The organism is Bradyrhizobium elkanii USDA 76, assembly GCF_023278185.1.
Lineage (GTDB): Bacteria > Pseudomonadota > Alphaproteobacteria > Rhizobiales > Xanthobacteraceae > Bradyrhizobium > Bradyrhizobium elkanii.
This window is the reverse complement of record NZ_CP066356.1, coordinates 5,098,274-5,124,543: the sequence shown is the minus strand read 5'-3', so window position 1 is coordinate 5,124,543 and position 26,270 is coordinate 5,098,274. Positions and strand designations below refer to the sequence as shown.

The window sequence follows — 26,270 nt, the reverse complement described above, 5'->3', positions numbered from 1 at the left end:
GGAAGGCACACGACGAGATGGAAGACCTTGCGCGGGCCCTGGCCGAATTCGTGCGGCACCATCAGGCCTGGGCCGCTCCGATCGTCATGCTGCTGGCGTTCGCTGAATCGCTCGCCTTCATTTCATTGCTGGTTCCAGCCTGGGGCGCGCTGGTCGCGATCGGCGCCCTGATCGGCGTCAGCGGGATCAGCTTCTGGCCGATCTGGATCGCGGGCGGCGTCGGCGCCGCACTCGGCGACTGGCTCTCATACTGGTTCGGCTATCGCTACAAGGAGCAGGTCGCGCAGATGTGGCCGCTGTCGCGCTACCCGGAGATCCTGCCGCGCGGGGAGGCCTTCGTGAAGAGTTGGGGCGTGCCCAGCATCTTCATCGGCCGCTTCTTCGGTCCACTGCGCGCCTCGGTGCCGCTTGCGGCCGGCATTTTCGAGATGTCGTACTGGCAATTCCAGATCGCCAATTTCGTCTCCGCCCTGGTCTGGTCGGCGGCGCTGCTGCTGTTCGGCGACGTCATTGCGCATGCCATCGAGTGGGTGTGGCGGGTGGTGTAGCAAGCTCCGGAATAAGGCCGTCGGGCAGGGGTTAAGCGGGAGGACAACCGCTCGCGCCGCCGTCATCGCGCGAGCATCGAAACGCTGATACAACCGCGCTCACCAAGCGCGAATTCACCGGGCGCCGTTTCACTGGGAGGACAACACATGGAATTGACACGACGTCACGCTCTCGCCGGCGCTGCCGGCATCGCCGCTGCACCGTTGCTATCGGCCGTTCCTGCGGCTGCCGCAGCGCCCGCGGCCGACAAGCAGGCACCGAGCTTCTACCGCTACAAGGTCGGTGACATCCTCGTCACCGTGGTGTCCGACGGCAAGAACGTCTTCAAGCTCGAAGACTCCTTCATCCCCAATGCGAAGCGGGACGACGTCAACGCGGCGCTGGAGAAGGCGTTCATGCCGCGCGACATGATGACGATCTGGTTCGCGCCGCTGGTGCTCAACACCGGCGGCAAGCTGGTGGTGATCGACACCGGCAATGGCGCGCTGGCGAAGGCCAGCACGAAGGGCGCCAATGGCCTGTTCGCCGACAATTTCGTCGCCGCCGGCTTCGATCCCAAGAATGTCGACATGGTCGTGATCTCGCACTTCCACGGCGACCACGTAAACGGCCTCTTGACCGCCGAAGGCACGCCGGCATTCCCGAATGCCGAGGTGCTGGTGCCGGCGACCGAGTGGAAGTTCTGGATGGACGACGGCGAGATGAGCCGGGCGCCGGCCGGCCGCATGCAGGGCCTGTTCAAGAACAACCGCAATATCTTCGAGGCCGGCCTGAAGAAGAAGGTCACGCCCTACGAGTGGGGCAAGGAGATCGCGCCGGGCCTGACCTCGGTCGAGACCGTCGGCCACACGCCGGGCCACACCTCCTACGTGCTGGCCTCGGGCCCGGACAAGGTCTTCATCCAGTCCGACGTCACCAACAATCCGAACCTGTTCGCGACCAACCCCGGCTGGCATGCGTTCTTCGACCAGGACGGCGACGTGGCGGAGAAGACCCGCCGCCGCATCTACGACATGGTGGTTGCCGAGCGGCTCCAGGTGCAGGGCTTCCACTATCCGTTCCCGGGCCTCGGCCATGTGGTGAAGGACGGCAGCGGCTATCGCGTCGTGCCGGCACCGTGGAATCCGGCGATCTGAACGGTTTTTCTTGACGTCAGGGGGGCGCGGCCTTATAGCCGCGCCCATGATCAACGCCGCGACCATCATCATTGCCCGCCGCCGCCGCATTATCGCGGTATGGGCGGTCGCTCGCGTTTAAGACCATCGCCTCTGCCGCCGGACCTGATCCCGCGGCGCTCTCCTGAAAAAGACACGCGGTTCGATCTGGCGGCTCCTTCGTCATGCAGGAGCATCGATCATGTATACGCCACCGCCCTTCAGGCCTGACCGCGCCGCGAGCCTTGCCTTCGCGGAAGCGCGCGGTTTCGGCATCGCCTGCGCGTGGGACGGCGGCAAGCCGATCGCCTCAGCACTGCCGTTCTATCTGACCTATGCCGCTGACGGCACACCGCGGGCGTTGTTTCATGTCGCCCGTCACAATCCGCTGATAAAGCTGGCGGGTGCCACGTCCTGGCTGCTGGCCGTCAACGGCGCCGACGCCTATGTTTCGCCGGACTGGTACGTGTCACCCGATCAGGTGCCGACCTGGCTCTATCAGGCGGTGCATCTGACCGGGCCGGTGCGGAGGTTGTCGGATGAGGAGCTTGCCGTTCAGATCGACGCACTGAGCGCCAAGTTCGAGGACCGGCTGCTGCCGAAAAAGCCGTGGGTGTCGGGCAAGATGACCGCCGCGCGGCTGGAAGCAATGAAGAAGGCCATCGTGGGCCTCGAGATGATGGTGGAAGAGGTGGAGGGCAGCTTCAAGCTGAACCAGCACAAGTCCGAAACCGATTTCGCGGCGGTCGGCAACACGCTCGCATTGCAGGCCGAAGCCGGCGCCCGGCGCATCGCGGCTTTGATGCGCGAGGTGCGCCCGCAGGCTTTCGCGATGATACAGGCCGAGACGACTGCGCTTCCGAGGAGCGAGTAATGACGAAGAAGAAAATCGGCATCTTGGGCGCGTCCGGCTACACTGGCGCCGACGCGGTGCGCCTGTTGGCGCGGCACCCGAACGCCGAAATCACCGCGCTTACCGCCAACACCCATGCCGGCAAGGCGATGAGCGAGGTGTTTCCTCACTTCTTCATGCTCCACCTGCCAAAACTCGTGGAATGGGAAAAGGTCGACTGGACTCGGCTCGATGCCGTGTTCTGCGGACTGCCGCACGGGACGACGCAAGAGATCATCGCCGCGGTGCTGAAGACCAATCCCGGAATCAAGATCCTCGATATGTCCGCGGATTTCCGGCTGCGCGACAAGGACAGCTACGCGCAATGGTACGGCCATGAGCACCGGGCGCTCGAATTGCAGGACGAGGCTGTCTATGGGCTGACCGAGCTCTACCGGGAGAAGGTCACGGCCGCGCGGCTGGTGGCCTGTCCCGGCTGCTATCCGACGGCTGTGCTGCTGGCGCTTGTTCCGCTGGCGAAGGCAAAGCTGATTGACGTCGACGACATTATCATCGACGCAAAGTCGGGCGTCACCGGCGCCGGACGCGGACTGAAGCAGAACACGCTGTTCAGCGAGGCCGGCGAGGGGTTGTCGCCCTATTCGATCGGAAGCCATCGACACTCGGCGGAGATCGAGCAGGAGATCGGCGCGGCCGCTGGCTCGGCTGTGACCGTGAACTTCACCCCGCATCTCATTCCGATGGCGCGGGGTGAGTTCTGCACATCCTATGTCAGGCTCAATGGGGCTACGCCGGACGATTTGCGCGCCGAGCTGGAAAGGGCCTACGCCAACGAGCCGTTCGTATATGTGACGAAGAAGGGTGTGCTGCCACAGACGCAGAACGTGCGTGGCTCGAATTACGTTCAGATCGGCGTCGTCGCCGACCGGATCAAGAACCGCGCCATTGTGCTCTCGACGCTCGATAACCTTGTGAAGGGTTCGGCCGGACAGGCGATCCAGAACATGAACCTGATGTTCGGCTTGCCTGAAACCACCGGACTGGAGCAGATCGCGCTGTTTCCATGAGCAGGGGTTGTTGTCGTGGGCGGGGTGCGCTCAATCTAAGGACAACTGCCCATCCCCGTTTGCGGCGCAGGCGCGGCCAGATGTGTTAAACGAAACGAACGAGCTCGAAAGGACCATGCCATGACCGTCACCGACACCAACCAGCCGAAAACCAGGAGCGGTGCGACCAAGGCCACCGTGTTCGTCGATGGCGCGTCCGGCACGACCGGCCTCGGCATCCAGGAGCGGCTGCTCTCGATCGGCGACGTTGCGGTGAAGCACATCGCCGAGGACAAGCGGAAGGACGCCGGCGCCAAGCGCGCGCTGATGGAGGAGGTGGATCTCGTGATCCTCTGCCTGCCTGACGAGGCCGCCAAGGAGACCGTGGCGCTGATCGACACCATGGGCAATGCCGCGCCGAAAGTGCTCGACGCCTCGACGGCCTATCGCGTTGCGCCCGACTGGGCCTACGGTTTCCCCGAGCTCGCGCCCGACCAGGCCGACAAGATCCGCAACGCAAAGAAGGTCTCCAATCCGGGCTGCTATCCGACCGGCGCGATCGCGCTGCTGCGGCCGATCGTCGATGCCGGCCTGCTGCCGGCGGCTTATCCCGTCACCGTCAACGCGGTGAGCGGCTATTCGGGCGGCGGCAAGTCGATGATCGCCAGCTTCGAGGACGGCTCGGCGCCGGCCTTCGAGCTCTACGGCCTCGGCTTCGAGCACAAGCACGTGCCGGAGATGCAGCTCTACTCGCATCTGACGCGAAGGCCGATCTTCATCCCGTCGGTCGGCAACTACCGGCAGGGCATGCTGGTCTCGGTGCCGCTGCAACTCGACGCGCTGCCGGGCAAGCCTGATGGGGCCGATCTGCAGGCGGTTCTGGCGAAGTGGTACGCCGGCAGCAAATATGTCTCGGTGATGCCGCTGCAGAACGAGGCCGCCAAGGGCGGGCGGCTCGAGCCCGAGGCGCTCAACGAGACCAACCAGCTCGAGCTCTATGTCTTCGCCAGCGACAAGCACCACCAGGCGGTGCTGGTCGCGCGGCTCGACAATCTGGGCAAGGGCGCCTCGGGTGCCGCGGTCCAGAACATGCGGCTGATGCTCGGGCTGTCCGACAGCTGACGGCGGCGCGGATCGTGGACGACGCCACGCTGCAATTCTATCGGCGCAATGCCGAGGCCTATGCCGGGTGGGCGAAAGCCCCGTCCACCCGGCTGATCGGCTTTCTGAAGCTGCTGCCGCCGGGCGGCGCGATCCTCGAACTCGGCTGCGGCGCCGGCAATCATGCCGCTGTCATGCTCGCCGAAGGCTTTGTGCTGCGTGCGACCGACGGGTCGCCCGAGATGGCCGAGGTCGCGGCGCGCCGCATCAATCATCCCGTCGAGGCGATGCTGTTCGATGAGCTCGAGGACCGCGAAGCCTATGACGGCGTCTGGGCCAGCGCGTGCCTGCTGCACGTGCCGCGCGACGAATTGGCCGGTATCATCGGCCGCATCCATCGGGCGCTGAAACCCGGCGGCGTTTTCTATGCAAGCTACAAGATCGGCCATGGCGATGGCCGCGACAGCATCGGCCGCTACTACAATTATCCCGCGGCGGACTGGCTCGCTGCGACCTACGCCGCGTCAGGGGCGTGGACGCAAGTCTCGTCCGACACCAGCGAGATCAAGAGCTTTGACGAGGCGCCCGCGACGATGCTGCACATCGTGGTGCGGAGGAGCGGGTAGTTGATGCCGCGCCGGCGCGGCTGTCGCCGCAACCGGCGGGAATATCTGGATCAGAGAACCTTGAAGATCGCGAGCGCCAGTACGGCCTGGGCAAGGAAGCCGACCGTGAAAGCCAGGGTGCGGAACACCGGCAGGCCGAGCGTGTAGACGACAACATGCGCGACGCGGGCCCAGAAGTAGACGGCGCAGGCCAGCACGGTCCATTTGGTGGAATAGTCGGCGGCGTTGAGGATCAACACCAGCGGCGCGAAGATCACGAGGTTCTCGACCGCGTTGTCGTGGGCAAACATCAGCCGGTTGGCCCATTCGGCGTGCGGCTTGTCGCCACGCGAGGGATTGCCCATGGCGCCGGACAGGCCGCGCACCTGGCAGCGGTTGATGATGTAGGGGATCCACAACAGCCCGGTCAGGATCACCGTCAGCGACAGCCAGAACAGTTCGCGCGTCATCGTCTCCCCCTCACGTGAATTCGATTCCCGACCGTCGGGACCGCCTGTTTATAGCTGAGCGGAAGAACTCGCGCTACGCGCGGACGCGGACATAGCTGCCTGGAGCGTCCTCGAGCACCGACGCCCCGTTCGCGCCCACAATGCGCGCCGGGACCGTCTCCGGATCATGGCTCTCCAGCCAGCCGCGCCAGTCGGGCCACCACGATCCCTTGTGTTCCTCGGCGCCCTTCAGCCAATCGGCGAGCTTGATGTCCTTGATGTTGTCGTTGGTCCAGTACTGGTACTTCTTCGAGGCGGGCGGATTGACCACGCCGGCGATGTGGCCGGAGCCGGACAGCACATATTTCACCGGGCCGCCGAAGAACTGCGAGCCGTAGAGCACCGATTCCGCCGGCGCGATGTGGTCCTCGCGTGCCGCGAGGTTGTAGACCGGCACCTTCACCTTCGACAGATCGAGCAGCGTGTTGTCGAGCACCATCGTGCCGGTCGACAGCCGGTTCTCCAGATAGCAGTTGCGCAGGTAGTAGGAGTGGTTCGACGACGGCATCCGCGTCGCGTCCGAATTCCAGTGCAGCAGGTCGAACGAGGAGGGCGGCTGGCCCTTCAGATAGTTGTTCACGACATACGACCAGATCAGGTCGTTGGAGCGCAGCATGTTGAAGGCCATCGCCATCTTGCTGCCTTCGAGCACGCCGGATTCCTGCATGTCGCGTTCCAGCGCCGAGATCTGGTCCTCGTCGACGAACACCAGCAGGTCGCCGGCGTGGGTGAAGTCGACCTGCGCGGCAAAGAACGTCGCCGACATCACGCGCTGGCGGCGCTTTTCGGCGAGATAGGCGAGCGTCGAGGCGAGGAGGGTGCCGCCGACGCAGTAGCCGGCGGTGTGCACCTTCATCTCGCCGGTGACCTTCTCGATCACGTCCATCGCCGTCAGCGGGCCTTCGGTCATGTAGTCGGCCCAGGTCTTCTTGCCGAGCTCCTTGTCCGGATTGACCCAGGAGATCACGAACACCGTGATGCCCTGGTCGACGCACCATTTGACGTAGGATTTCTCGGGGCGCAGATCGAGGATGTAGAACTTGTTGATCCATGGCGGCACGATCAGGAGCGGCGTGCGCAGCACCTTTTCGGTCGACGGCGAATACTGGATCAGCTGCATCAGCTCGTTCTGGAAGATCACCTTGCCCGGCGTCGTCGCCATGTTGACGCCGACTTCGAGATTGCTCGAATCGGACTGGCGGATCCGCAAGGTGCCGCGGCCGGCCTCGATGTCCTCGGCCAGCATCTTCATGCCGCGGACCAGATTGTCGCCATTGGTCTCGACCGTGGCGCGCAGCACTTCCGGATTGGTCAGCACGAAATTCGACGGCGCCAGCGCGTTGGTGATCTGCTGGACGTAGAATTCGGCCTTCTTGCGGGTGTGCGGATCGATTCCGTCGGCGTCGTGGACCAGCTGCTGCGCCCATTTCGCGGTCAGCAGATAGAGCTGGAGGATGAAGTCGAAGAACTGATTCGACTTCCACTCCGGATCCTGGAAGCGCTTGTCGCGCGGGGCCGGCGCGATCGCGGGCTTGGCATCGGCCTCGCCGGCCATGCGGCGCACGGCCGATCCCCAGAGATCGAGGTAATCCTTGCCGAGCTGCATCTGCAGCGAGGAGGCGCGTTCCTTGTCGGCCAGCCAATATTCGGCGATCACGCTGAAGGTCTTGATGACCTCACCGAGCTCGTTCGGCGGCTTGTCGCGGACTTCCCCGGTCTGGCGCGGCTTGAGATAGGCTGCCAGCGCCTGGCCGCTGCTCTCCATCGCTCGCGCGATGTTCATCGCGAAGGCTTCGGCGTTGAATTTCGGGGCGGCCGGGGTGTCGGTACTAACGTTGCTCATCTGAGGTACAATATCGCGTCGTTTGGAGGGCGTCATCGCGCGGTGCGGCAATGAAAATCAGTCAAAATCCGATGTTTCGCCCTGTTGCGGTGCGTCAAAAAATCTTTGTTCTGACATATTGAAGCCTCAGGGGTCGCTTTTGGTGTTCTCGCTTTAAGCGTTTCGGGCGACAATGGTTTGAAACGCTAAAGTCGGAATTAACGCAGCGGGGACGCTGCAAGGCTCGTACCAGTGCGACCCGTGTCGGCAACGTGCGACGTGCGCGCTAGCTTGTTGGGGACAATTCGGCGCATGCCGATCGATCGAATGAACAGGGGGCTCGCGGCCGCAGTGCTGCTCGCGTCGTTGGTGGCGCTGAGCGGGTGCTCGAGCACGATCGCCGATATGACGATGCCGGCCGATGCGCCGGCGCGCGAAAAGGACGCCGGCGGCTACCTGCCGGTCCATGATCTTCCGCCCGACCGCGCCGATCCGACGATCAAGCCGGCGGACCAGGCCAAGATCGAGCAGGAGCTGATTGCCGCGCGCGCGCGCCAGGCCTCAACGGCCGCCCAAAGCGGCAAGTAGCGCCCACAAACGGCCGATCAGCGCTGGCGCCGCCCGGTGTCCGTGCTAAAAGAAATCCAGTTCAACCGCAGATCCGGCCGCAGCCCCCAGATCGTGCGCCCGAATTCGCTCTAAGTCACTGATTCAGTGCGATTTCTGTCAGAGGCCGAGCCGGCTTCCGCAAACTGGACCAAGGGGGCCGATTCTGGCATCGCGGTTGTCGGAGCAAGGGTCCCATGGAAGATTTTTACCGCATTCGCCGTCTGCCGCCTTACGTCTTTGAGAAGGTCAACCAGGCCAAGGCGGCCGCGCGCAACGCCGGGGCCGACATCATCGACATGGGCATGGGGAACCCGGACCTGCCGACCCCGCCGCATGTGATCGAGAAGCTCAAGGAGACGCTGGGCAAGCCGCGGACCGACCGCTACTCGGCTTCGCGCGGCATCAACGGCCTGCGCAAGGCCCAGGCCGCCTATTATGCGCGCCGCTTCGGCGTCAAGCTCAACCCCGACACCCAGGTGGTTGCGACGCTCGGCTCCAAGGAGGGCTTTGCCAACGTCGCGCAGGCGATCACGGCGCCCGGCGACGTCGTGCTGTGCCCCAATCCGAGCTACCCGATCCATGCGTTCGGCTTCCTGATGGCGGGCGGCGTGATCCGTTCGGTGCCCTCGGAGCCGACGCCGCAGTTCTTCGAGGCGGTCGAGCGGGCGATCATCCATTCGATCCCGAAGCCGATCGCGCTGATCGTCTGCTATCCGTCGAACCCGACCGCCTATGTCGCGGACCTCGATTTCTACAAGGACCTCGTCGCGTTCGCGAAGAAGCACGACATCTTCATCCTGTCCGATCTCGCCTACGCCGAGGTCTATTTCGACGAGAACAATCCGCCCCCATCGGTGCTGCAGGTGCCCGGTGCGATCGACGTCACCGTCGAGTTCACCTCGATGTCGAAGACGTTCTCGATGGCCGGCTGGCGCATGGGCTTTGCGGTCGGCAATGAGCGGATCATCGCGGCGCTGGCGCGCGTCAAATCCTATCTCGATTACGGTGCGTTCACGCCGGTCCAGGTGGCGGCGACCGCGGCGCTGAACGGTCCCGACGACTGCATCCGCGAGATGCGCGACACCTACCGCAAGCGCCGCGATGCGCTGGTCGAGTCATTCGGCCGCGCCGGCTGGGACATTCCGCCGCCGCAGGCCTCGATGTTCGCCTGGGCTCCGCTGCCCAAGGCGTTCGAGGCGGTCGGCAGCATGCAGTTCGCGACCCTGATGGTGGAGAAATCCGGCGTCGTGGTGTCGCCCGGCGTGGCGTTCGGCGAGCATGGCGAGGGCTATGTCCGCATTGCGATGGTGGAGAACGAGCAGCGGATCCGGCAGGCCGCGCGCGGCGTGCGCCGCTTCCTTGAAAGCGGCATCGAAACGTTGCACAACGTCGTTCCTCTCGCCAACCGACGCTAATCCTTCCAGGTTACTTGATCTCCAGGTCCCTTAAATCCATGGTCGCACCCCTGAACGTGGGCATAGCGGGGCTCGGCACCGTCGGTGCCGATGTCGTCCGCCTCATCGAAACACAAGGACGGGCGCTGGCCGAGCGCAGCGGCCGCGGCGTTCGCGTCGTCGCGGTCACGGCGCGCTCGAAAGCCAAGAAGCGCGGCCTCGACCTGCGCGGCATCGCCTGGGCGAAGAGCCCCGAGGCGCTCGCCGAAGATCCCAATATCGACTGCTTCGTCGAATTGATGGGCGGCGCCGGCGATCCTGCGCTGTCCGCGATCGAGACCGCGCTGAAGGCCGGCAAGTCGGTCGTCACCGCCAACAAGGCGCTGATCGCCAAGCATGGACTGCGTCTCGCCGCGGTCGCCGAGAAGCATGGCGGCGCGCTGAATTTCGAGGCGGCGGTCGGTGCGGCGATCCCGGTGATCAAGACGCTGCGCGAGGGCCTCGCGGGCACCAGCGTCAACCGCGTCTACGGCATCCTCAACGGCACCTGCAATTACATCCTGACCCGGATGGAGCAGGAGGGCCTGTCGTTCGAGGAATGCCTGAAGGACGCCCAGCGCCTCGGCTATGCCGAAGCCAACCCGTCGTTCGACGTCGATGGTCACGACACCGCCCAGAAGCTCGCGATCCTGGCGAGCCTTGCCTTCGGAACCAAGGTCGCGGAAAGCGCGGTTTATGTCGAAGGCATCTCCTCGATCACGCCGGAAGACCTCAAGGCCGCCGCGGAACTCGGTTACCGGGTCAAGCTGCTCGGCGTCGCGGTGCGCACGGCAAAGGGCATTGAGCAGCGCGTGCACCCGACCATGGTGCCGAAATCATCCTCGATTGCGCAGGTGATGGGCGTCACCAATGCGGTCGCGATCGACGGCGAGGGGATTCCGCCGATCACGCTGGTGGGACCCGGCGCCGGCGGCGGCGCGACGGCTTCGGCCGTGGTCGCCGACATCGCCGACGTCGCCCGCGGCATCCGTGCCAAGCCGTTCGGGCGCCCGGTGGAGCGGTTGCGCGACACCACCAAGGCGCCGATGGAACGCCATGAGGGTGGCTATTATATCCGCCTGATGGCGCGCGATCTTGCAGGCACTGCCGCAACAATCGCCACCCGGCTGGCGGAACAGAAGATATCTCTGGAATCCATCGTGCAACGGCACCCCGATGGCGTCGATGTGAACGGTGCGGCCAAAAAACCTTCACCGGTCCCGGTCATTCTGATTACCTATGCGACCAGCGAGGATGCCGTGCATCGTGCGCTGGCCGCAGTGCAGCGCGATAAGGTCATCAGCGGCCGGCCGCAGGTGATCCGGATCGAGAAAAACTAGCGCGTGGCCTGAACGGGTCGGGCGTGAGACGATTGATGCGGGCAGGCTGGCCTGTCCCAGAGGCTTAAGGAGTACGCCGATGTCGACCCATATTTCCGTTCCGCCGCAGATGCTGCTCGAGCGCATCCTGACGCTCGAAATCGTGCGCGTGACGGAGCGCGCGGCGGTGTCGGCCGCGCGGCTGCGCGGCCACGGCCAGGAGAAGGCCGCCGACAAGGCCGCGGTCGACGCGATGCGGCGCGAGCTCAACAAGCTGCCGATCGAGGGCACCATCGTGATCGGCGAGGGCGAGCGCGACGAGGCGCCGATGCTGTTCATCGGCGAGAAGGTCGGCCTCAATGCCGGCCCCAAGGTCGACATCGCGGTCGACCCGCTCGAAGGCACCACGCTGTGTGCCAAGAACATGCCGGGCTCGATCGCCACGATGGCGATGGCCGACGGCGGCACGCTGCTGCACGCGCCCGACGTCTACATGCAGAAGATCGCGATCGGTCCGGGCTTCGCCAAGAACGTGATCGAGCTCGACGCGCCGCCGGCCGACAACGTCCGCCGGCTCGCCAAGGCCAAGGGCGTCGACCCCAGCGCCATCAACGTGCTGGTGCTCGACCGTCCGCGCCATGCCGACATCATCAACAGCGTGCGTTCGACCGGCGCTGCCGTGCAGCTCATCACCGACGGCGACGTCGCCGGCGTCATTCACTGTGCCAAACCCGATGAGACCGGCGTCGACATGTATATCGGCACCGGCGGCGCGCCCGAGGGCGTGCTGGCCGCGGTCGCGCTGCGTTGCATCGGCGGCCAGATGCAGTGCCGCCTGATCCTCGACACCGAGGAAAAGCGCGAGCGCGCGCACAAGATGGGCGTCACCGATCCGAAGATGATCTACGGCATCGAGGACATGGCCAAGGGCGACTGCCTGTTCGCCGCCACTGGCGTCACCACCGGCTCGCTGCTGACCGGCGTGAAGTTCAAGAAGGACGTGATCGAGACCGAGACGGTCGTGATGCGCTCGGTCACCGGCACCGTGCGCTACATCAAGGCCGAGCATCGGCAGCTCGAGAAATTCCACCTCGACTAAGACATGCGGTCATTCCAGGGGCGTCCTTCGAACGCCCCTGAAACTCGAGATTCCGGGTTCGCGCTCACGCGCGCCCCGGAATGACAAGCCAACAAGAACAACAAAGGGAGACGCGCATGTCCGATCTGTCCGGGGTCAAGGCGCTGGTGTTCGACGTGTTCGGCACCGTGGTCGATTGGCGCACCAGCCTGATCAACGACTTCACCAGATGGGGCGAAACGCGCGGTATCAAGGCCGACTGGACCGCGCTGGTCGACGGCTGGCGCGCGGTCTATGCGGCCTCGATGGACGAGGTGCGCAAGAACCCGCAGAACGGCTACGTCATCCTGGACGTCTTGCACCGCCGCTCGCTGGAAAAACTCGTCGCGCAGTTCGACATCAAGGGGCTGAGCGAGGCCGACCTGCAGCATCTGACGCTGGGCTGGCATCGCCTGCACGCCTGGCCCGACAGCGTCGCCGGTCTGACCCGGCTGAAGACCAAATACATCATCTCGCCGCTGTCCAACGGCAACGTCGCGCTGCTCACCAATATGGCGAAGTTCGCGGGGCTCCCGTGGGATCTCGTGATGTCGGCCGAGCTGTTCGAGCACTACAAGCCCGATCCGGAAACCTATCTCGGCGCCGCCAAGCTGCTCTGCCTGCCGCCGGAGCAGGTGATGATGGTCGCCGCGCACAATTACGACCTGAAGCACGCGCAGAAGCTCGGCCTGAAGACCGCCTTCGTGGCGCGTCCCACCGAATACGGCCCGCTGCAGAAGGTCGATTTCGAGGCCACCGGCGAGTGGGACATCGTGGCCAAGGATTTCGGGGAAATCGCCAGCCGGATGGGCTGCTAGCTCGACGCTCGCCGAACCGGGAGAGCGAAGCGTACTGCCGACCAACGCCGAAAGGGGCCGCGTTCTCGCGCGGCCCCTTCGTCCATATCTGTCGCGTTGCGATCAGAAGCGGTAGTTCACGCCAGCCTTGATGGTGTGAAACTTGGTGTCGACGTCCATTCCAGCATTCGCTGTGAAGCCGTTCGCGACGTCGTTGATCGCGCTGGAAAGCAGTGTCCGGCTCCCGAGATCGATATAGAGATACTCGGTCTTGAAGGACCACTGCGGAGCAAGGGCGTATTCCAGGCCCGCGCCTGCGGTCCAGCCCCATTGCGTGCCACCCGATGCAACTGACGTCGTCTGAGCCACGCCGTTCGGTCCGGCAAAGCTGAAGGTTCCATGGGTATCGACCTTGCCATAGGCCGCGCCGCCGGTGGCGTAGAGGAACAGCCGATCCCAGGCGTAGCCGAGCCGGCCACGCACGGTGCCGAACCACGCAATCTCGGAGCCGGTGCCGAATGTGGTTGCGACGCTCGTTCCGTTGACGGTGAGGATCTGATTGCCCTCGAACCTGCCTTCGATGCCCGACCACTGGAAGTCGGCTTCGAGACCGAGCACCACATTGTTGTTGTATTGGTGGTTGTATCCGATCTGCCCACCGCCGAAGAAGCCGCTTGATGTCAGGCTGAATTTGCCGCTGGTGCTTGACGTGAGCGGGGGTGCCTCGGCCTGCAACTGTTGGGCCGAAGCGTGAAAGGGATACTCGAACCTGTCGCCGCCGAAGCCGACATTGGCACCGACGTAGAAGCCGGTCCAGGAGAAGGCCTGAACCGGTGTGATCACCGGCGCCTTGACTGGATAGGACATGTCGGCTGCAAGCGCGGGAACGAACGACGCACCTAGAAACAAGCCAGCGCCGAGGAGAGATTTTTGCATTGATAGGCCCCTGAAAGTGTCGCGCTGAGCGCAGATGCCCTGAGGCATTGCGGTTGCGAACAGCTGCTGATCCGGACCCGGTGAGCGCCGACGTCAGATTGCGACGTCGTTTCCCGCGGCATCCTGCGCGCAAACTGGCAGGGCTCGCAGCGGCGGTCTTGTTCACCTGCGCAATGGAATTTAGCTCCTGCGCACCCGCGCCAAACTTCGGAGCAATGTTGTAGCTTCGCAACAGGACTGATGCTTGGTGTGCATGTACTGCGACAAATCGGGCGGTCGTTGCGGCGAAATTACGCATAGCCTGAGGAGATGCGCTTCATATGATGAATGCACCCAAAGGTTGCCTCTGTGAATCGCGCCAGTATTTCGTCGGAATGCCTTGATCCTGAACTGGCGGACCACCAGAAGTTCTCGCTCTGGAGCGAGCAGATGGAGACGCTCACCTGTTGCGTCGACATCACGCGATCCGACGATCGGCCGTTCTCCGCATCGATGCAGTGGGCTGATTTGTCGGACGTGCAAGTCTCCCGCTTTGCCGGCTCCTTCCATCGAATAAGACGGTCGCGGACAGCAATTTCACGCGGCCCTAACGATGATTTCTGTCTGCTCTTCCATCGCGGGCGTGGCACCTTTCGCGTGAATCAGGCGGGACGCGAAGCTGCTCTCGCCCCGTCAGGCGCATTTCTCGGCAGCAACGGCATGCCCGCGGACATGGTGTCCGACGCTCCGTTTTCCTGCACGACATTGACGGTCAGCAGGGATCGCCTCCTGTCTCTCGTCGGAGCGGCCGACGACGTGCTGGTCAAGCCGTTTGACGAACGAAGCCCCGCTATCGGTCTTCTGCAAAGATACATTGAACTCGTGGTCGATCTCCCTGGAGAGCCGCATGATCCGCTGCTCCAGAACCATGTCGGCACCACGCTGCTCGACCTGACTGCGCTGGCGTTGGGTGCGCGAGGGGATGCGGCGCAGAACGCGACGATGCGAGGCCTGCGGGCCTCCCGCACGCAGGAGGTCATCGCCGAGATCAACCGCAGTTTTGCCAGTGCAGGGTTTTCAGTCGAGCAGGTCGCGAAACGCATGGGTGTCTCGGCCAGATATGTGCAGGATCTGCTGCAGGACACCGGTTCGAGTTTTACCGAGCGGCTCCTTGAGCGACGACTCCAGCACGCCATGCGCCTGCTCACGAGTGAGCAGGGGGACCGGATGAAGGTCAGCGACATTGCGCTCGCCTGCGGCTTCAACGAGATCGCTTACTTCAATCAGCGATTTCGGCGGCGCTTCGGCCAAACCCCGACGCAATCGCGGCGCTAGCAAAATTCCCGCGAGTCCCTTCAAATTGCGTTGGTTTTCGGCCCGGGCCGGCTTGGTTCCCGGCGCGCAAAAAAGCATCTATCCACAGCTCTGGCCGGTATTTGGGCTTGGAAGTCAGCTGTTTCTTTGCAACGCGTAAAGGATCATGACGCTGCACGCATCCGCACTGCCCGTCGAGGCGCCACAGGCGTTCCTCGGCGTGACGCGGTCGCTGACCGGAAAGCTCTGGCGCGACCGGCTGGATGCGCGCGGGGCGGCGCGGGCGCTCGCGATCGTGCAGCGTCACAACCTGCCGGAAATGCTGGCGCGCGTGCTGGCCGGCCGCGACGTCGCGATCGACGAGGTCGCCGATTTCCTCGACCCGACCATCCGCAAGCTGATGCCGGATCCTCACACGGTCACCGAGATGGAGCATGCCGCCAGGCGCATTGCGGATGCCGCGGTGCGCGGCGAGAAGGTTGCGATCTTCGGCGATTATGACGTCGACGGTGCGACCTCGGCGGCACTGCTGACCTGGCATCTGCGTCATTGCGGGCTGGATCCGCTGATCCACATTCCCGACCGTATTTTCGAAGGCTATGGGCCGAACGTCGACGCTGTGCGTTCGCTGGCGGCGAAGGGCGCGACGCTGCTCGTCACGGTCGATTGCGGCACCACCAGCATCGAGCCGCTGGCGGAAGCCAGGAAGCTCGGGATGTCGGTCGTCGTGATCGATCATCACCAGGCCGGCGATGTGTTGCCTGAGGTCGACGCACTGGTGAATCCGAACCGGCCCGACGATATCTCGGGGCTTGGCCATCTCGCAGCGGTCGGCCTCGTGCTGGTGACCTTGGTCGCGGTGAATCGCGAACTGCGCCAGCGCGGCTTCTGGACCGGCGAGATGCCGGAGCCGGACCTGCTCAGCGTGCTGCATCACGTCGCGCTCGGCACCGTGGCCGACGTCGCGCCGCTGATCGGGCTCAACCGGGCCTTCGTCGCCAAGGGCCTGATCGCGATGCGCCGCCGCGACCATGTCGGCCACACTGCGCTGATGGACGTGGCGCGGCTGAACGGCCCGCCGGAGGCCTGGCATCTCGGCTTCATGCTGGGACCGCGCATCAACGCCGGCGGTCGGATCGGGCGCGCCGATCTCGGCGTGCGCTTGTTGCTCGAAGGCGACGTCTCCGAAGCTGCGCGGATCGCGGCCGAGCTCGATCGCCTCAATGCCGAGCGGCGCGTGATCGAGCAGGCGGCCGAGGCACAGGCCGAGGCCGAGGCGCTGGCTTCGCTCGGGCTCGAGGACAAGGGCGCTGTCATCGTCACCGCGGCGGAAGGCTGGCATCCGGGCGTGGTCGGGCTGGTCGCGGCGCGGCTGAAGGAGAAGTTCGCGCGTCCCGCGTTTGCGATCGCGCTGGAGCCGGGCGGCATCGGCACCGGATCGGGCCGCTCGATCGGCGGCGTCGATCTCGGCAAGGCGGTGCGGCAGGCGGTGCATGACGGCCTTTTGATGAAGGGCGGCGGGCACGCGATGGCGGCCGGCGTCACGCTGCGCAAGGAGAAACTTGCCGAATTCCGCGCCTACATGGAGAGCGCGCTGGCGGCCGACGTCGCCAATTCGCGGCACGAGAACGAGCTGTTCATCGATGGCGCCGTCACCGCGCGCGCGGTAACGCCGGAATTCGCCGCGACGCTCAATCGCGCGGGCCCGTTCGGTGCCGCCAATCCAGAGCCGGTGATCGCGCTGCCGTCGCATCAGCTGGTCTATGCCGACGAGGTCGGGCAGGCGCATCTGCGGCTGCGCTTCAAGTCAGGCGACGGCTCGATCGTCAACGGTATCGCATTCCGCTCCGTCGGACAGAAGCTCGGCAGCGCCTTGACGCAAAATCGCGGGCAGCAATTGCACGTGGCGGGCTCTCTTGCGGTCGACCGTTGGCAAGGCACCGAACGTGTGCAATTCCGTGTGCTCGACGTCGCGGTGCCGGATCAGGGCCCGACGGTGATCCGATAAGAAACGTTGGGAGAGGACATGGCAGGACAGGTTGAAGGCAAGGTCGCGCTGGTGACCGGCGGCGCATCGGGTATCGGCGAGGCCATCGTCGAACTGTTCGCGCAGGAAGGCGCGACGGTCGTGGCGACCGATATCGACGAGTTGAGGGGACCCGAGCTCGCAGCGCGGCTCAAGAAGGCCGGTCGCGAGGTGGTCTTCCTGCCGCAGGACGTCACCAGCGAGGAGCGCTGGATCGAGGTCATCGCTGACATCGGCAAGCGCTACGGCCGCCTCGACATCATGGTCTCGAATGCCGGCATCGGCATCGGGGCGCCTTCGATCGTCGAGATGTCGCTCGCGGACTGGCGGCGGCAGACCGCCATCAATATCGACGGCGTGTTTCTGTCGGTGAAGCACTCCCTGCCGCTGATGCGCAAGCATGGCGGCGGCTCCATCATCATGATGTCGTCGCTGGCCGGCCTGCGTGGCGCGGCGACGCTCTCCGGCTACAGCGCCACCAAGGGCGCGGTGCGGCTGTTCGCCAAGTCGATCGCGATGGAATGCGCGCAGGTGAACGACGGCATCCGCGTCAACTCGGTGCATCCCGGCATCATCGACACGCCGATCTGGGGCAAGATCCCGACCGGCGCGACCGGTGCCGGCCAGAACGCACCGATCGATCCGGAGGAGCGCGCAAGGTTCGCCACGCCGCTCGGCCGCGCCGGACAGGCCATCGAGATCGCCCAGGGCGTGCTCTATCTCGCCTCCGACGCATCACGCTATGTGACCGGCACCGAGCTCGTGATCGACGGCGGCATGAACGCCGGCGGCGTCGTGCGGCAGCCTGCGAGCCGGTAGGAGCGAACCGTCGTAAGCCCGCATGAGCGGAGCGACATGCGGGAAATGCGTCCCCGGGTATCGCTTTCGCTCACCCGGGCTACGCAGATCGCATGACGGTTAGCCGCCTTGCCGTAACCGCGCCAGCACCTTGAGCCCGCCGTAACCGTCGGCGGGCAACAGGCCCATCTTGATCTGATAATCCTTGATCGCCTTCATGGTGTCGTTGCCGACGCGGCCGTCGGTGCCGCCGGTGTCGAAGCCGGCCTTGGTCAGCCGCGTCTGCATCTCCTGCACCTCGGCGAGCGTCAGCGCGCGCTCCGAGCCCGGGAAGGGCTGGATGAAGGGTGGCCCGCCGAGACAGCGATCGCCGAGATGGCAGATCGCCAGCGCGTAGTTCATCGACGGGTTGTAACTCTTCACCGAATTGAAGTTCGGACCGAGCAGGAACGCCGGGCCACCCGCGACCGGGATCCAGAGCTGCGCTGATGCGTTCGGCTGCGGAAACGGCTGGCCGTCGGCGCGCGTTACGCCGGCGCTCGCCCAGGCCGCATAGGTGCGGCTGCCGCTGGCGCCGCCGCCGGGCGCGCGGACCTCGTAGCCCCAATGCTCGCCGCGGTGCCACTTGCCGCGATTGACGAGATATTTCGCGGTCGAGCCCAGCGCGTCGTCGGGCCGGCCGAACGGCGAGACCTTGCCGTCGCCGTCATAGTCGAAGCCGACATTGAGCCAGACTTCCGGCATCCACTGCGAATGACCCATCGCGCCGGCCCAGGAGCCGTTCATCTCCTGAGGCGTGCTCCAGCCGCGCTGCACGATCTTCATCGCGTTGATCAGCTCGGTCTCCCAATAGGCCTTGCGGCGTGGCTCGTTCCAGGCGAGCGCCGCCAGCGAGGGAAATACCGGCGTCATGTGGTTCTGCTGCACCAGCGGATCGCCATAAGCGGACTCGACGCCCCACAGCGCGAGCAGCGTGCCGCGCTCGACGCCGAAGTCGCGCTCGATCCGGCCGAACAGGGCGTCGTTCTTCTTCAGCGCCTCGCGGCCATGGATGATGCGCCAGTCCGAGACGCGGCGGTTGATATACTGCCAGATCTGCTCGTGGAACTCCGGCTGGTTGCGCATCTGCTTGAACACGCTCATGTCGGGCTCGACCCGTCCCATGCAGCGAGTCCAGGTCGCCTCCGAAATGCCCTTTGCCAGCGCACGGGCGCGAAAATTGTCGCGCCACTGGTCGAAGCCGGGAGGGGCTGCGGCAAGGGCGATGAGCGGATTGACAAGCACCGCGCCGGCCGCGAGCCCGGCCTTCAGGACGGCGCGGCGGGCGGGGGATTGCGGAGAATCAGGCTGTTTCATCGGGCCAGTGTAGCGGCGCCGATCGGGTGAGCCAAAAGCCACGCCGCCGCAGGAGCTATAGTTTTGAGCATGACCTCATCGGAAAACCGGTTCCCACTTTTCCGGGTCATGCTCTAGGTATCCTGCAAATCTGTGGCGATTTTTGACAGCCACCGGCGCACCACCTGTTCCGACCTGGGGTCGAGGCCGGCGGCGAGCCGGCGCTCCTGGGCCTGCGCGATATGGCGGCATTTCTCCAGCAGCGCGGTTCCATGGCCGGTCAGGGTCCATTGCAGCACCCGGCCGTGGACGGGGTGAGGCGTCTTGCGGATCGCGCCGTCGCGCTCGAGGTTGCGGATGATCACGCTGACGGTCTGCGGCGTCAGCAGTGCCACCCGCGCCAGATCGGCGCCTGACAGGCCCGGATAGGCCTTCAGCATGGTGAGCACTACGAATTGCGGCGAGGTGACGCCGAGCTCGGCGAGCGCGCGCTCCATCGACAGCCGCGAGGCCGCATGGGCCTGGCGCAGCAGATAGGCGAGATAGCCCTGCTCGCCGCGCTTGCCTTCGCCGGGCGCCGGAACGGAAGGAGCGAGCAGGACGTCGCCTGCGGTCGATCCTGCATTCGCTGCGGCCCTTCGGCCGGCGGCTTTTCCGACCGGACGCCGCCCGGCGGTGCCGGATTTGCCTCGTTTCTGCATTGCCGCCATGTTGCCTGCTGTCGCGGTTGCCGATGTCCGCATCTTGCCGATGATATCAGAGCTCTGATAATGTCTCAGTACACTGATAACATGAGGCCAGGCCAATGTCACATGCCCGCAAGGAATACACCGACTTCGAGAAGCTCGCGCCCGACGTCTTCGCCGCGGTGCGCGCGCTCGGCCAGTTCGCGGCGAAGGCCGGCCTCGACAAGCAGCTGCTCGAACTGGTCAAGCTGCGCGCCTCGCAGATCAACGGCTGTGCGTTCTGCGTGCAGTATCACATCCTGCAGGGCGAGAGCCTCGGCGTGCCCGCCGACAAGCTGAACCTCGTCGTGGTGTGGCGCGAGGCGCCGCAGTTCACGCCGCGCGAGCGCGCTGCGCTGGCCTGGACCGAAGCGTTGACGACCTTGCCGAACGGCGTCAGCGACGAGGTCTATGCGCTGGCCGCCGCCGAATTCTCCGAGCAGGAGCTGACTTACCTGACCTCGGCGATCGCATCGATCAATGTCTGGAACCGGTTCGGCGCGGCCTATCGCTGGACGCCGCCGCCGCGCCGGCAGCGTGCGGACGCGGCGGCTTCGTAACGTCGAGACCGATCAAAACGGCAGCTGACAGGGAGAAAAACAATGACCTCGATGGCAATGACTCCATCTCTTCCATTCCCGCGGCCGGTCGCGCTGGCCGTGATCGCGGGACTGGCCTGCGCCTTCGTGATCGGCAAGGCACTGCCGACCCCGATGGACGCGATCTCCTCCGTCATCGCGCCGCTGTGCGCCAGCGCCAATGCAGCGTCGCCGCTCGACAAGGTCGAGGTCATCAGCTCGCACGCGCTGCCCAATGTCGCGGGCAAGCGCGTCACGGTGGTGCGCGTGTTCTATGGTCCCGGCGGCTTCACGCCGCCGCACCGCCATTCCGGTTCGGTGACGGCCTACATCACCAAGGGAGAAATCCGCTCCCAGCTCGGCGGCGGGCCGGTCGAGACCTTCAAGGTCGGCCAGTCCTTCTTCGAGCCGCCGGGGTCGACCCACATGGTCTCGGCCAATGCGAGCACCACGGAGCCGGCGGAGCTGATCGCGGTGTTCGTGGCGGACGAGGGCGCGCAGCTGACCACGATGCTCGAATAACGACCGGCGGGAAGCTCGTCCTGCAGGACGCGCACTGGACCAGTTTGCTGCCCAGTTCGCGTGAAACTGGACCTTGCGCGCGACGGGGCGGGTCGATTGATTGCGCGGCAGCTTACGGCGACAGTCGCCGACGAGGGACGAACCGATGATCAGTCTGAAGGGGCTCTCTGCCTTCCCGATAACGCCTTCGAACCGGGATGGGCGGGTCGATGTGGGTGCGCTCCGCGCCTTGCTCGACCCCTTGATTGCGGCGAAGGTGGATTCGGTCGGGCTGCTCGGCAGTACCGGCTCATATCCGTATTTCAGCCGCGATGAGCGGCGGCGCGCCGTGCAGGCGGCCACCGCCTTGGCAGACGGCAACACACCAATACTGGTCGGCATCGGCGCACTGCGCACCGACGATGCGGTGCGGCTGGCCCAGGATGCGCGTGATGCCGGCGCGACGGCAGGCCTGCTGGCGGCGGTTTCCTATACGCCGCTGACCGATGACGAGGTCTTTGAGCATTTTCAAACCGTGGCCCGCGAGAGCGGATTGCCGATCTGCATCTATGACAATCCCGGAACGACGCATTTTCAATTCACGCCGGCGCTCATCGGCCGGTTGGGTCGTGTGGACGGAATCGTCGCGGTAAAAAGTCCGGCGCTGGATGCTTCAACGGTCGCGGGCCATCTCAGGGAATTGCGGGCTGTCGTTCCGGACGGCGTTGCGTTGGGTTACAGCGCCGACTGGAATTGCACCGAGGCGCTGCTGGCGGGCGCAGATACCTGGTACAGCGTTGTCGCAGGAATCTTCCCGAAGGTCTGCGTCGACATCGTTCGCGCCGCGACCGGCGGCGATGCGGCCCGGGCGCGAGAGCTCAACGCGCGTCTGCAGCCGATTTGGGATCTGTTCAGGACATATTCCAGTCTGCGTGTCGTCTACGCACTTGCCAATCTCAGAGGGATCTGTGTGGCCGAGCCTCCGCGTCCGATATTGCCGCTCCCTGCGGACGCTCAGATGCGGGTCAAGGAGACGCTGGCGGCGATCGAGATCGACTGATCGCAACCACGGCGCAGGGCGCTAGATGCCGGCGCGCGCCAGCGGGTCGCGGCCGAACCGGTTGTCACCCTTCGATCCCGGCAGCACGCTCAGCGTTGCGACGAGCGCCAGATAGGGGATCCAGTATTTGACGTGCAGCGCGGCGGCGAGGTGGGGAATGGCGAGGATCGTCAGCGCCCACCAGCCCGAGACGTTGAGGTCGTGCAGCCGCTTCACCAGCATCGCGGCGAACGGCCACAATGACAGCATGAGCAGCAAGCGCAGGACGGACAGGTCGTCGGCGGGCGGGCTGTTGTCGTAATACCGTGGGCCAGGGTCGAGCCTTGCGCCGATGCGAATGACGAGCATGTCGACCAGGACGAGACCGAAAAATCCCAGGCCGAATTCCTGCCGGCTGATGCGGCCTTTCACCGAAAGAAAGAACCAGCTGAAGGTCGAGAGCATGCTTGGTTATCGTCCAGCCTGAATGGGCATCTGATAGATACTTGCGTCCGATGGTCAAAGCGGGACAGGTTCCCGCGGATTGCTGCGTCCATCATGATCATTCAAGCTGGCAATTGTCGCCGCGACATGGCGCGCATCGATGCGATTCCGAATGGAACCTGCGGCCGTCCCGTCAGCGGCATGGCTTCCATCGGCGCGCAAAATCGGCATAACGATCGCAAGGCGTGCTCGGCACTTTGGGAGGCGTTCGATGCGATTGCCGGTGTTTCTGTCGATGCTTCTGATTCCTGCCGTGGCATGCGCCGAGGAACCTGCGACGAACGCGCCGGCGCTGTGGGGCAGCCCCACGGTCGACAACGGCGCCTGCTGCAAGACGCTTGGCGAGGTGCGCAGCAATATCGACCGGCTCGACCGCGAGATCGTGCGCCTGATGGCCGAGCGCGGCCGCTACGTCCATGAAGCCGCCCGCTTCAAGGCCAACCCGGCGCAAGTCGAGGCGCCCGAGCGCGCCGAGGCGGTGGTGAAAAAGGCAATGACGCTGGCCGAACAGGACGGGCTGTCGCCCAAGGTCGCGGAGGCCGCCTATCGCGCGATGGTGCGCGCCTTCATCGATTATGAGCAGGGCATCTTCGCGGCCGCCGCGGGCGCGGCGATGCGCCCTGGAAGAAATAGGCGGACGCGCCGGCCATGCAGTACTCACTCCGGCGCATGCTCGCGGGCGCGGCGTTCGCCCTGATCGGCTGCGTGGCCGCTTCGATCCCGGCGTTTGCCGAGCGGCGTGTTGCGCTCGTGATCGGCAATTCGGCCTATCGCAACACGGTGCAGCTTCCCAACCCGCGCAACGACGCGACCGACGTGGCGCGGATGCCCCGGAGCTGCGCAAGGCCGTCGAACAGCGGCTGGCGCGGGCCGGCCTGCTCAAGCGCGCACCCGACGGCCGCTACGGGCCGGATACGCTCGCGGCACTGCAAGGCGCGGTGCTGGCGAAATAGCAGTCGGATGCTCCGTCATTACTCATGACACGCGATCTGGGATTCAGATCGCAACGATCTCAGATCGCCATTACTCTTTTCCCGTGCGGCGTGCTTAAGCAAGCTGACAGAGCGCGGTTCAATTCGCTCGGATAATTTGAAGACGTCGAACGTGCTGGAGAACGGAACGCTTCCGCTGCAGTTGGTTCGCTACGCGTAGCGCAACTGATCGCCGGCAGTTGCACCGAAGCTTCATTCCTCGGCAGATCGAGCAAGGAGCCACTAACATGCCGTTTCTGCGTTTTGATTTGATCGAGGGGCGGAGCGATGCAGATGTCCAGCGGCTGCTCGATGTCACGCACGAAGTGCTGGTGGAAACGCTCCACGTGCCGCCGCGCGACCGCTACCAGGTCGTGCATGTTCACCCGCGGTCGCGGGTCGTCGCACTCGATACCGGGCTCGGTATCGGCCGGACGGACAGGCTGGTGATGCTGCAATTGACGAGCCGTCCGCGTGAGAAGGCCTTGAAGCTGGATTTCTATCGCGTTCTTGCCGAGACGCTGTGGTCGGCCTGCGGGATCGCGCCGAGCGACCTTGTCATCAATTTCGTGATCAACGACGACGAGGATTGGTCGTTCGGCATGGGGCGGGCGCAGTTCATCACCGGCGAGCTGAAATAGCCCTCGAACACCAGCGTGGTGTGGGGGTTGGTCCACAGCCAGCCTTCGCGCGTGAATACCTCAGTCAGAAGTCGGCAAACGCCATATGCGATGGCCTTGGGGCGAGGATCGCTGTGCGATTTCGGAATAATGGAATTATGCCGCTGATTTGCCCGACGTGTCAAGTCGTCGTGTCGACCGACGGCAGCCGCCGGCTACTTTGCATGGGGTTGTTTTCGATATTTTGAGAGTGCGCCCCGAACGCGGTCCATCCCGCATCAAGTGCGGGAGAGGCTTCGCTCGACAACGCGCTAATTGCCGCCGCCTTCCTGGGTGTCGATCCGATGCACGACGTCGTCGGGCAGCGCATGGGCCACGGCGGCCGCAGGTCCGGGCTCCGGTCCGATCTCGCGGCCACGGCCGCGGATCAGTCGCTCATAGGCCGACACCAGCGTGGTGTAGGGATTGCCCCACAGCCAGCCGTCGCGCGTGAACAGCTGGACGTCGAAATGCAGATGCCGCGAGGTGCCGTTGGGGTGGTCGAGATAGTTCGAGACCACGCCGATCTTCTCGCCCTCGCTGACGCGGCGTCCGTTGAGCAGGCCGTCGGCATCCATCACCGACGGGTTCATGTGCATGTAGCGGAAGCGGACGTGCTCGGTGCGGGTGTTGACCTGCAATGTCGCGGCCTGCTGCTCCGCCGAGCGGATCACGATGCTGTCGCGCACCGCAACGACCGCCTGCTGCTTGGGATCGCAGCCATCCTTGCTGTCGACCGGACATGCGCCAGGCCGGATGTCCTGGCCCTGATGGCCGTAGCCGCTGGCGCATTGGCCGACCTCGAAGCTGCGCGCCTCGCAGAAATTGTCCTGCCAGGGATACGCGTCGACGGCCGCGCCGGGCTTGCGCCTGGCGAAGGATTGCGAGTGCGCGAAGGCCGGCGCCTTCTCGAGCGGAAAGCGGATCTGCGAATAGACGGTGAAGTCGGCGTGGCCGCCTTGTTGCCTGCGGCCGCCGCTGCCCGCGACGATGTCGCCGCTCGGGTGGTAGGCGAAGTCGGCGGATTGCGCGGCGGGCCGCTCGGCGATGTCGGAGGCGACGTCGCTGCGCGGCCGCGACGGCTGGCCGCCGGCGATGCGCAAGGCCTTCAGAAAGCGCTCGGCGACCGGATAGGCCTCGCGGCAGGCCAGCCGCTTCGGCCGCGGCGCGCTGTCGAGGCACTGGATCGACACGACATAGGGAATCCCGAAGCGGGTGAAGGCGTAGCGGACATAGCCCTCGCGAATGAAGCGGCGCAGGTCCGGAAACTGCGCGGCCAGCGTCTTGACCGGCTCGCCCTTGCCGCCAAGCCGGTCGGCGAGGTCGTAGACCAGGATCGAGCCGGAAATCTGCACCTCGACCGGCTTGGCAAATGTCCGCGGCGGCAGGCCGTCGCCGGCACCGGGGTCGAGCGAGAACACGGCATCGTAGCCCGACGCACCGGCATGGAAGAAATCGACCGCGCGGAAGTCGGCCTGATAGCGCGCGATCGACAGGCTGTCCGGCGCACCGTTTTGCCGCGCGTCGAGATAGCTGGCGGGGTCGAACGGCAGCAGCACCGGGATCGGGCTCTGCGCGATGCCGGGAAACAGCGGCGCTGTCACGGCGTTCAACTGCACCAGCGCAGGCGTCGCCCGCGGATCGGTGGCGGGAACGCGGCGTTGTCCGGCGAAAGTGAAGCCGGCGGCGACGGCCGGGCGGCTGCCGATCTCCTGCCGCAACTGGTCGAGCACGGCGCGCCATTCGACCCGCATGGCCGAGATCGATGGCGTTCGGAATTCGTCGGCATGGGCGCCGAGAAGAGGCGAGAGCAGGGCTGCCAGCCAGCAACTGACGAAGCTGACCACCTTCCTGTTCACTACACTCCCCGGGCTCATGTCTGATCGCCCGAGAGACTAAAGCAAGTTCCGGAAAAGTGTGTAGCGGTTTTCGGTAAAGTTGATGCTTAACCAACAAGTTGAGGCGCGGTGACGATTCATTTCAAATCCCAC

At 65.0% G+C, this 26,270-nt stretch carries 27 protein-coding genes; 20 read left to right on the top strand and 7 right to left on the bottom strand.

Going from position 1 to position 26,270, the window contains the following annotated elements; translation table 11 throughout:
* Positions 1–17 precede the first annotated feature (17 nt).
* From JEY66_RS25040 to JEY66_RS25015, 6 genes are all read left to right on the top strand, one after another.
* A complete protein-coding gene (locus tag JEY66_RS25040; protein ID WP_016842946.1) occupies positions 18–548 on the top strand; it encodes a DedA family protein in 531 nt (176 codons plus the stop codon).
* Positions 549–695: 147 nt separating this feature from the next.
* Positions 696–1,685 carry an MBL fold metallo-hydrolase gene (locus JEY66_RS25035; protein ID WP_018271461.1) on the top strand — a complete coding sequence of 330 codons (990 nt, stop codon included), beginning with the start codon at positions 696–698 and terminating at the stop codon, positions 1,683–1,685.
* 220 nt (positions 1,686–1,905) lie between these two features.
* Complete coding sequence (locus JEY66_RS25030) at positions 1,906–2,577, top strand: FMN-binding negative transcriptional regulator (protein ID WP_018271462.1); 672 nt, start codon at positions 1,906–1,908, stop codon at positions 2,575–2,577.
* Positions 2,577–3,623, top strand: a complete 1,047-nt coding sequence (gene argC / locus JEY66_RS25025) for an N-acetyl-gamma-glutamyl-phosphate reductase (RefSeq protein WP_018271463.1) — start codon at positions 2,577–2,579, stop codon at positions 3,621–3,623. Before JEY66_RS25030 ends, argC (JEY66_RS25025) begins: the two co-directional genes overlap by 1 nt.
* Positions 3,624–3,743: 120 nt before the next feature.
* The gene (gene argC / locus JEY66_RS25020) at positions 3,744–4,724 is read left to right on the top strand and encodes an N-acetyl-gamma-glutamyl-phosphate reductase (protein WP_018271464.1); all 981 of its coding nucleotides are present in this window, start codon (positions 3,744–3,746) and stop codon (positions 4,722–4,724) included.
* 14 nt (positions 4,725–4,738) lie between these two features.
* Positions 4,739–5,329, top strand: coding sequence for a class I SAM-dependent methyltransferase (locus tag JEY66_RS25015; protein WP_018271465.1), 591 nt, complete (start codon positions 4,739–4,741; stop codon positions 5,327–5,329).
* 50 nt (positions 5,330–5,379) lie between these two features.
* Here JEY66_RS25015 and JEY66_RS25010 read toward each other — a convergent pair whose 3' ends face one another.
* Both JEY66_RS25010 and JEY66_RS25005 read right to left on the bottom strand, forming a co-directional pair.
* Entirely contained in the window at positions 5,380–5,778 is a 399-nt protein-coding gene (locus JEY66_RS25010; protein WP_018271466.1) for an MAPEG family protein, read from the bottom strand.
* 73 nt (positions 5,779–5,851) lie between these two features.
* Positions 5,852–7,660, bottom strand: a complete 1,809-nt coding sequence (locus JEY66_RS25005) for a PHA/PHB synthase family protein (protein WP_018271467.1) — start codon at positions 7,658–7,660, stop codon at positions 5,852–5,854.
* A gap of 291 nt (positions 7,661–7,951) precedes the next feature.
* Here JEY66_RS25005 and JEY66_RS25000 point away from each other — a divergent pair, with 291 nt between their 5' ends.
* From JEY66_RS25000 to JEY66_RS24980, 5 genes are all read left to right on the top strand, one after another.
* On the top strand, positions 7,952–8,227 hold the full coding sequence (locus JEY66_RS25000) for a hypothetical protein (protein ID WP_016842954.1): 276 nt from the start codon (positions 7,952–7,954) through the stop codon (positions 8,225–8,227).
* Between the two features lie 215 nt (positions 8,228–8,442).
* On the top strand, positions 8,443–9,663 hold the full coding sequence (locus JEY66_RS24995; RefSeq protein ID WP_016842955.1) for an LL-diaminopimelate aminotransferase: 1,221 nt from the start codon (positions 8,443–8,445) through the stop codon (positions 9,661–9,663).
* Positions 9,664–9,701: 38 nt separating this feature from the next.
* Positions 9,702–11,021, top strand: a complete 1,320-nt coding sequence (locus JEY66_RS24990; protein ID WP_018271468.1) for a homoserine dehydrogenase — start codon at positions 9,702–9,704, stop codon at positions 11,019–11,021.
* Between the two features lie 79 nt (positions 11,022–11,100).
* Positions 11,101–12,099: a class II fructose-bisphosphatase gene (glpX, locus tag JEY66_RS24985; RefSeq protein WP_026192722.1), complete on the top strand. Its 999-nt coding sequence runs from the start codon at positions 11,101–11,103 to the stop codon at positions 12,097–12,099.
* Positions 12,100–12,215: 116 nt separating this feature from the next.
* Positions 12,216–12,935, top strand: coding sequence for a haloacid dehalogenase type II (locus JEY66_RS24980; RefSeq protein ID WP_018271469.1), 720 nt, complete (start codon positions 12,216–12,218; stop codon positions 12,933–12,935).
* 102 nt (positions 12,936–13,037) lie between these two features.
* On the opposite strand, the gene JEY66_RS24975 is transcribed toward JEY66_RS24980, so the two are convergent.
* Positions 13,038–13,850, bottom strand: coding sequence for an outer membrane protein (locus JEY66_RS24975; protein ID WP_016842959.1), 813 nt, complete (start codon positions 13,848–13,850; stop codon positions 13,038–13,040).
* A 348-nt stretch (positions 13,851–14,198) separates the two neighbouring features.
* Here JEY66_RS24975 and JEY66_RS24970 point away from each other — a divergent pair, with 348 nt between their 5' ends.
* The 3 genes from JEY66_RS24970 to JEY66_RS24960 all read left to right on the top strand — a co-directional run bounded on the left by JEY66_RS24970 (position 14,199) and on the right by JEY66_RS24960 (position 17,988).
* Positions 14,199–15,164, top strand: coding sequence for an AraC family transcriptional regulator (locus JEY66_RS24970; protein ID WP_170198515.1), 966 nt, complete (start codon positions 14,199–14,201; stop codon positions 15,162–15,164).
* 145 nt (positions 15,165–15,309) lie between these two features.
* Positions 15,310–17,151: a single-stranded-DNA-specific exonuclease RecJ gene (recJ, locus tag JEY66_RS24965; RefSeq protein WP_018271472.1), complete on the top strand. Its 1,842-nt coding sequence runs from the start codon at positions 15,310–15,312 to the stop codon at positions 17,149–17,151.
* Between the two features lie 18 nt (positions 17,152–17,169).
* Positions 17,170–17,988 carry an SDR family NAD(P)-dependent oxidoreductase gene (locus JEY66_RS24960; RefSeq protein ID WP_016842963.1) on the top strand — a complete coding sequence of 273 codons (819 nt, stop codon included), beginning with the start codon at positions 17,170–17,172 and terminating at the stop codon, positions 17,986–17,988.
* Between the two features lie 99 nt (positions 17,989–18,087).
* Here the strand turns inward: JEY66_RS24960 and JEY66_RS24955 are convergent, their stop codons facing one another.
* The gene (locus JEY66_RS24955; protein ID WP_018271473.1) at positions 18,088–19,323 is read right to left on the bottom strand and encodes a lytic murein transglycosylase; all 1,236 of its coding nucleotides are present in this window, start codon (positions 19,321–19,323) and stop codon (positions 18,088–18,090) included.
* 113 nt (positions 19,324–19,436) lie between these two features.
* Positions 19,437–20,012 carry a MarR family winged helix-turn-helix transcriptional regulator gene (locus JEY66_RS24950; protein ID WP_016842965.1) on the bottom strand — a complete coding sequence of 192 codons (576 nt, stop codon included), beginning with the start codon at positions 20,010–20,012 and terminating at the stop codon, positions 19,437–19,439.
* Positions 20,013–20,107: 95 nt separating this feature from the next.
* Between JEY66_RS24950 and JEY66_RS24945 the strand changes: the two genes are divergently transcribed.
* The 3 genes from JEY66_RS24945 to JEY66_RS24935 all read left to right on the top strand — a co-directional run bounded on the left by JEY66_RS24945 (position 20,108) and on the right by JEY66_RS24935 (position 22,166).
* Positions 20,108–20,587, top strand: coding sequence for a carboxymuconolactone decarboxylase family protein (locus JEY66_RS24945; RefSeq protein WP_018271474.1), 480 nt, complete (start codon positions 20,108–20,110; stop codon positions 20,585–20,587).
* 42 nt (positions 20,588–20,629) lie between these two features.
* Entirely contained in the window at positions 20,630–21,127 is a 498-nt protein-coding gene (locus JEY66_RS24940; RefSeq protein ID WP_016842967.1) for a cupin domain-containing protein, read from the top strand.
* Positions 21,128–21,272: 145 nt separating this feature from the next.
* The gene (locus JEY66_RS24935) at positions 21,273–22,166 is read left to right on the top strand and encodes a dihydrodipicolinate synthase family protein (RefSeq protein ID WP_026192723.1); all 894 of its coding nucleotides are present in this window, start codon (positions 21,273–21,275) and stop codon (positions 22,164–22,166) included.
* Positions 22,167–22,187: 21 nt separating this feature from the next.
* On the opposite strand, the gene JEY66_RS24930 is transcribed toward JEY66_RS24935, so the two are convergent.
* The gene (locus tag JEY66_RS24930; RefSeq protein WP_018271476.1) at positions 22,188–22,610 is read right to left on the bottom strand and encodes a DUF805 domain-containing protein; all 423 of its coding nucleotides are present in this window, start codon (positions 22,608–22,610) and stop codon (positions 22,188–22,190) included.
* A gap of 250 nt (positions 22,611–22,860) precedes the next feature.
* Between JEY66_RS24930 and JEY66_RS24925 the strand changes: the two genes are divergently transcribed.
* The 3 genes from JEY66_RS24925 to JEY66_RS24915 all read left to right on the top strand — a co-directional run bounded on the left by JEY66_RS24925 (position 22,861) and on the right by JEY66_RS24915 (position 24,261).
* On the top strand, positions 22,861–23,346 hold the full coding sequence (locus JEY66_RS24925) for a chorismate mutase (protein ID WP_018271477.1): 486 nt from the start codon (positions 22,861–22,863) through the stop codon (positions 23,344–23,346).
* On the top strand, positions 23,298–23,630 hold the full coding sequence (locus JEY66_RS45485; RefSeq protein ID WP_370143620.1) for a hypothetical protein: 333 nt from the start codon (positions 23,298–23,300) through the stop codon (positions 23,628–23,630). Before JEY66_RS24925 ends, JEY66_RS45485 begins: the two co-directional genes overlap by 49 nt.
* A 238-nt stretch (positions 23,631–23,868) precedes the next feature.
* On the top strand, positions 23,869–24,261 hold the full coding sequence (locus JEY66_RS24915) for a tautomerase family protein (RefSeq protein WP_018271479.1): 393 nt from the start codon (positions 23,869–23,871) through the stop codon (positions 24,259–24,261).
* 290 nt (positions 24,262–24,551) lie between these two features.
* Here JEY66_RS24915 and JEY66_RS24910 read toward each other — a convergent pair whose 3' ends face one another.
* Positions 24,552–26,156, bottom strand: coding sequence for a peptidoglycan DD-metalloendopeptidase family protein (locus JEY66_RS24910; protein ID WP_026192724.1), 1,605 nt, complete (start codon positions 26,154–26,156; stop codon positions 24,552–24,554).
* Positions 26,157–26,270: the final 114 nt, after the last annotated feature.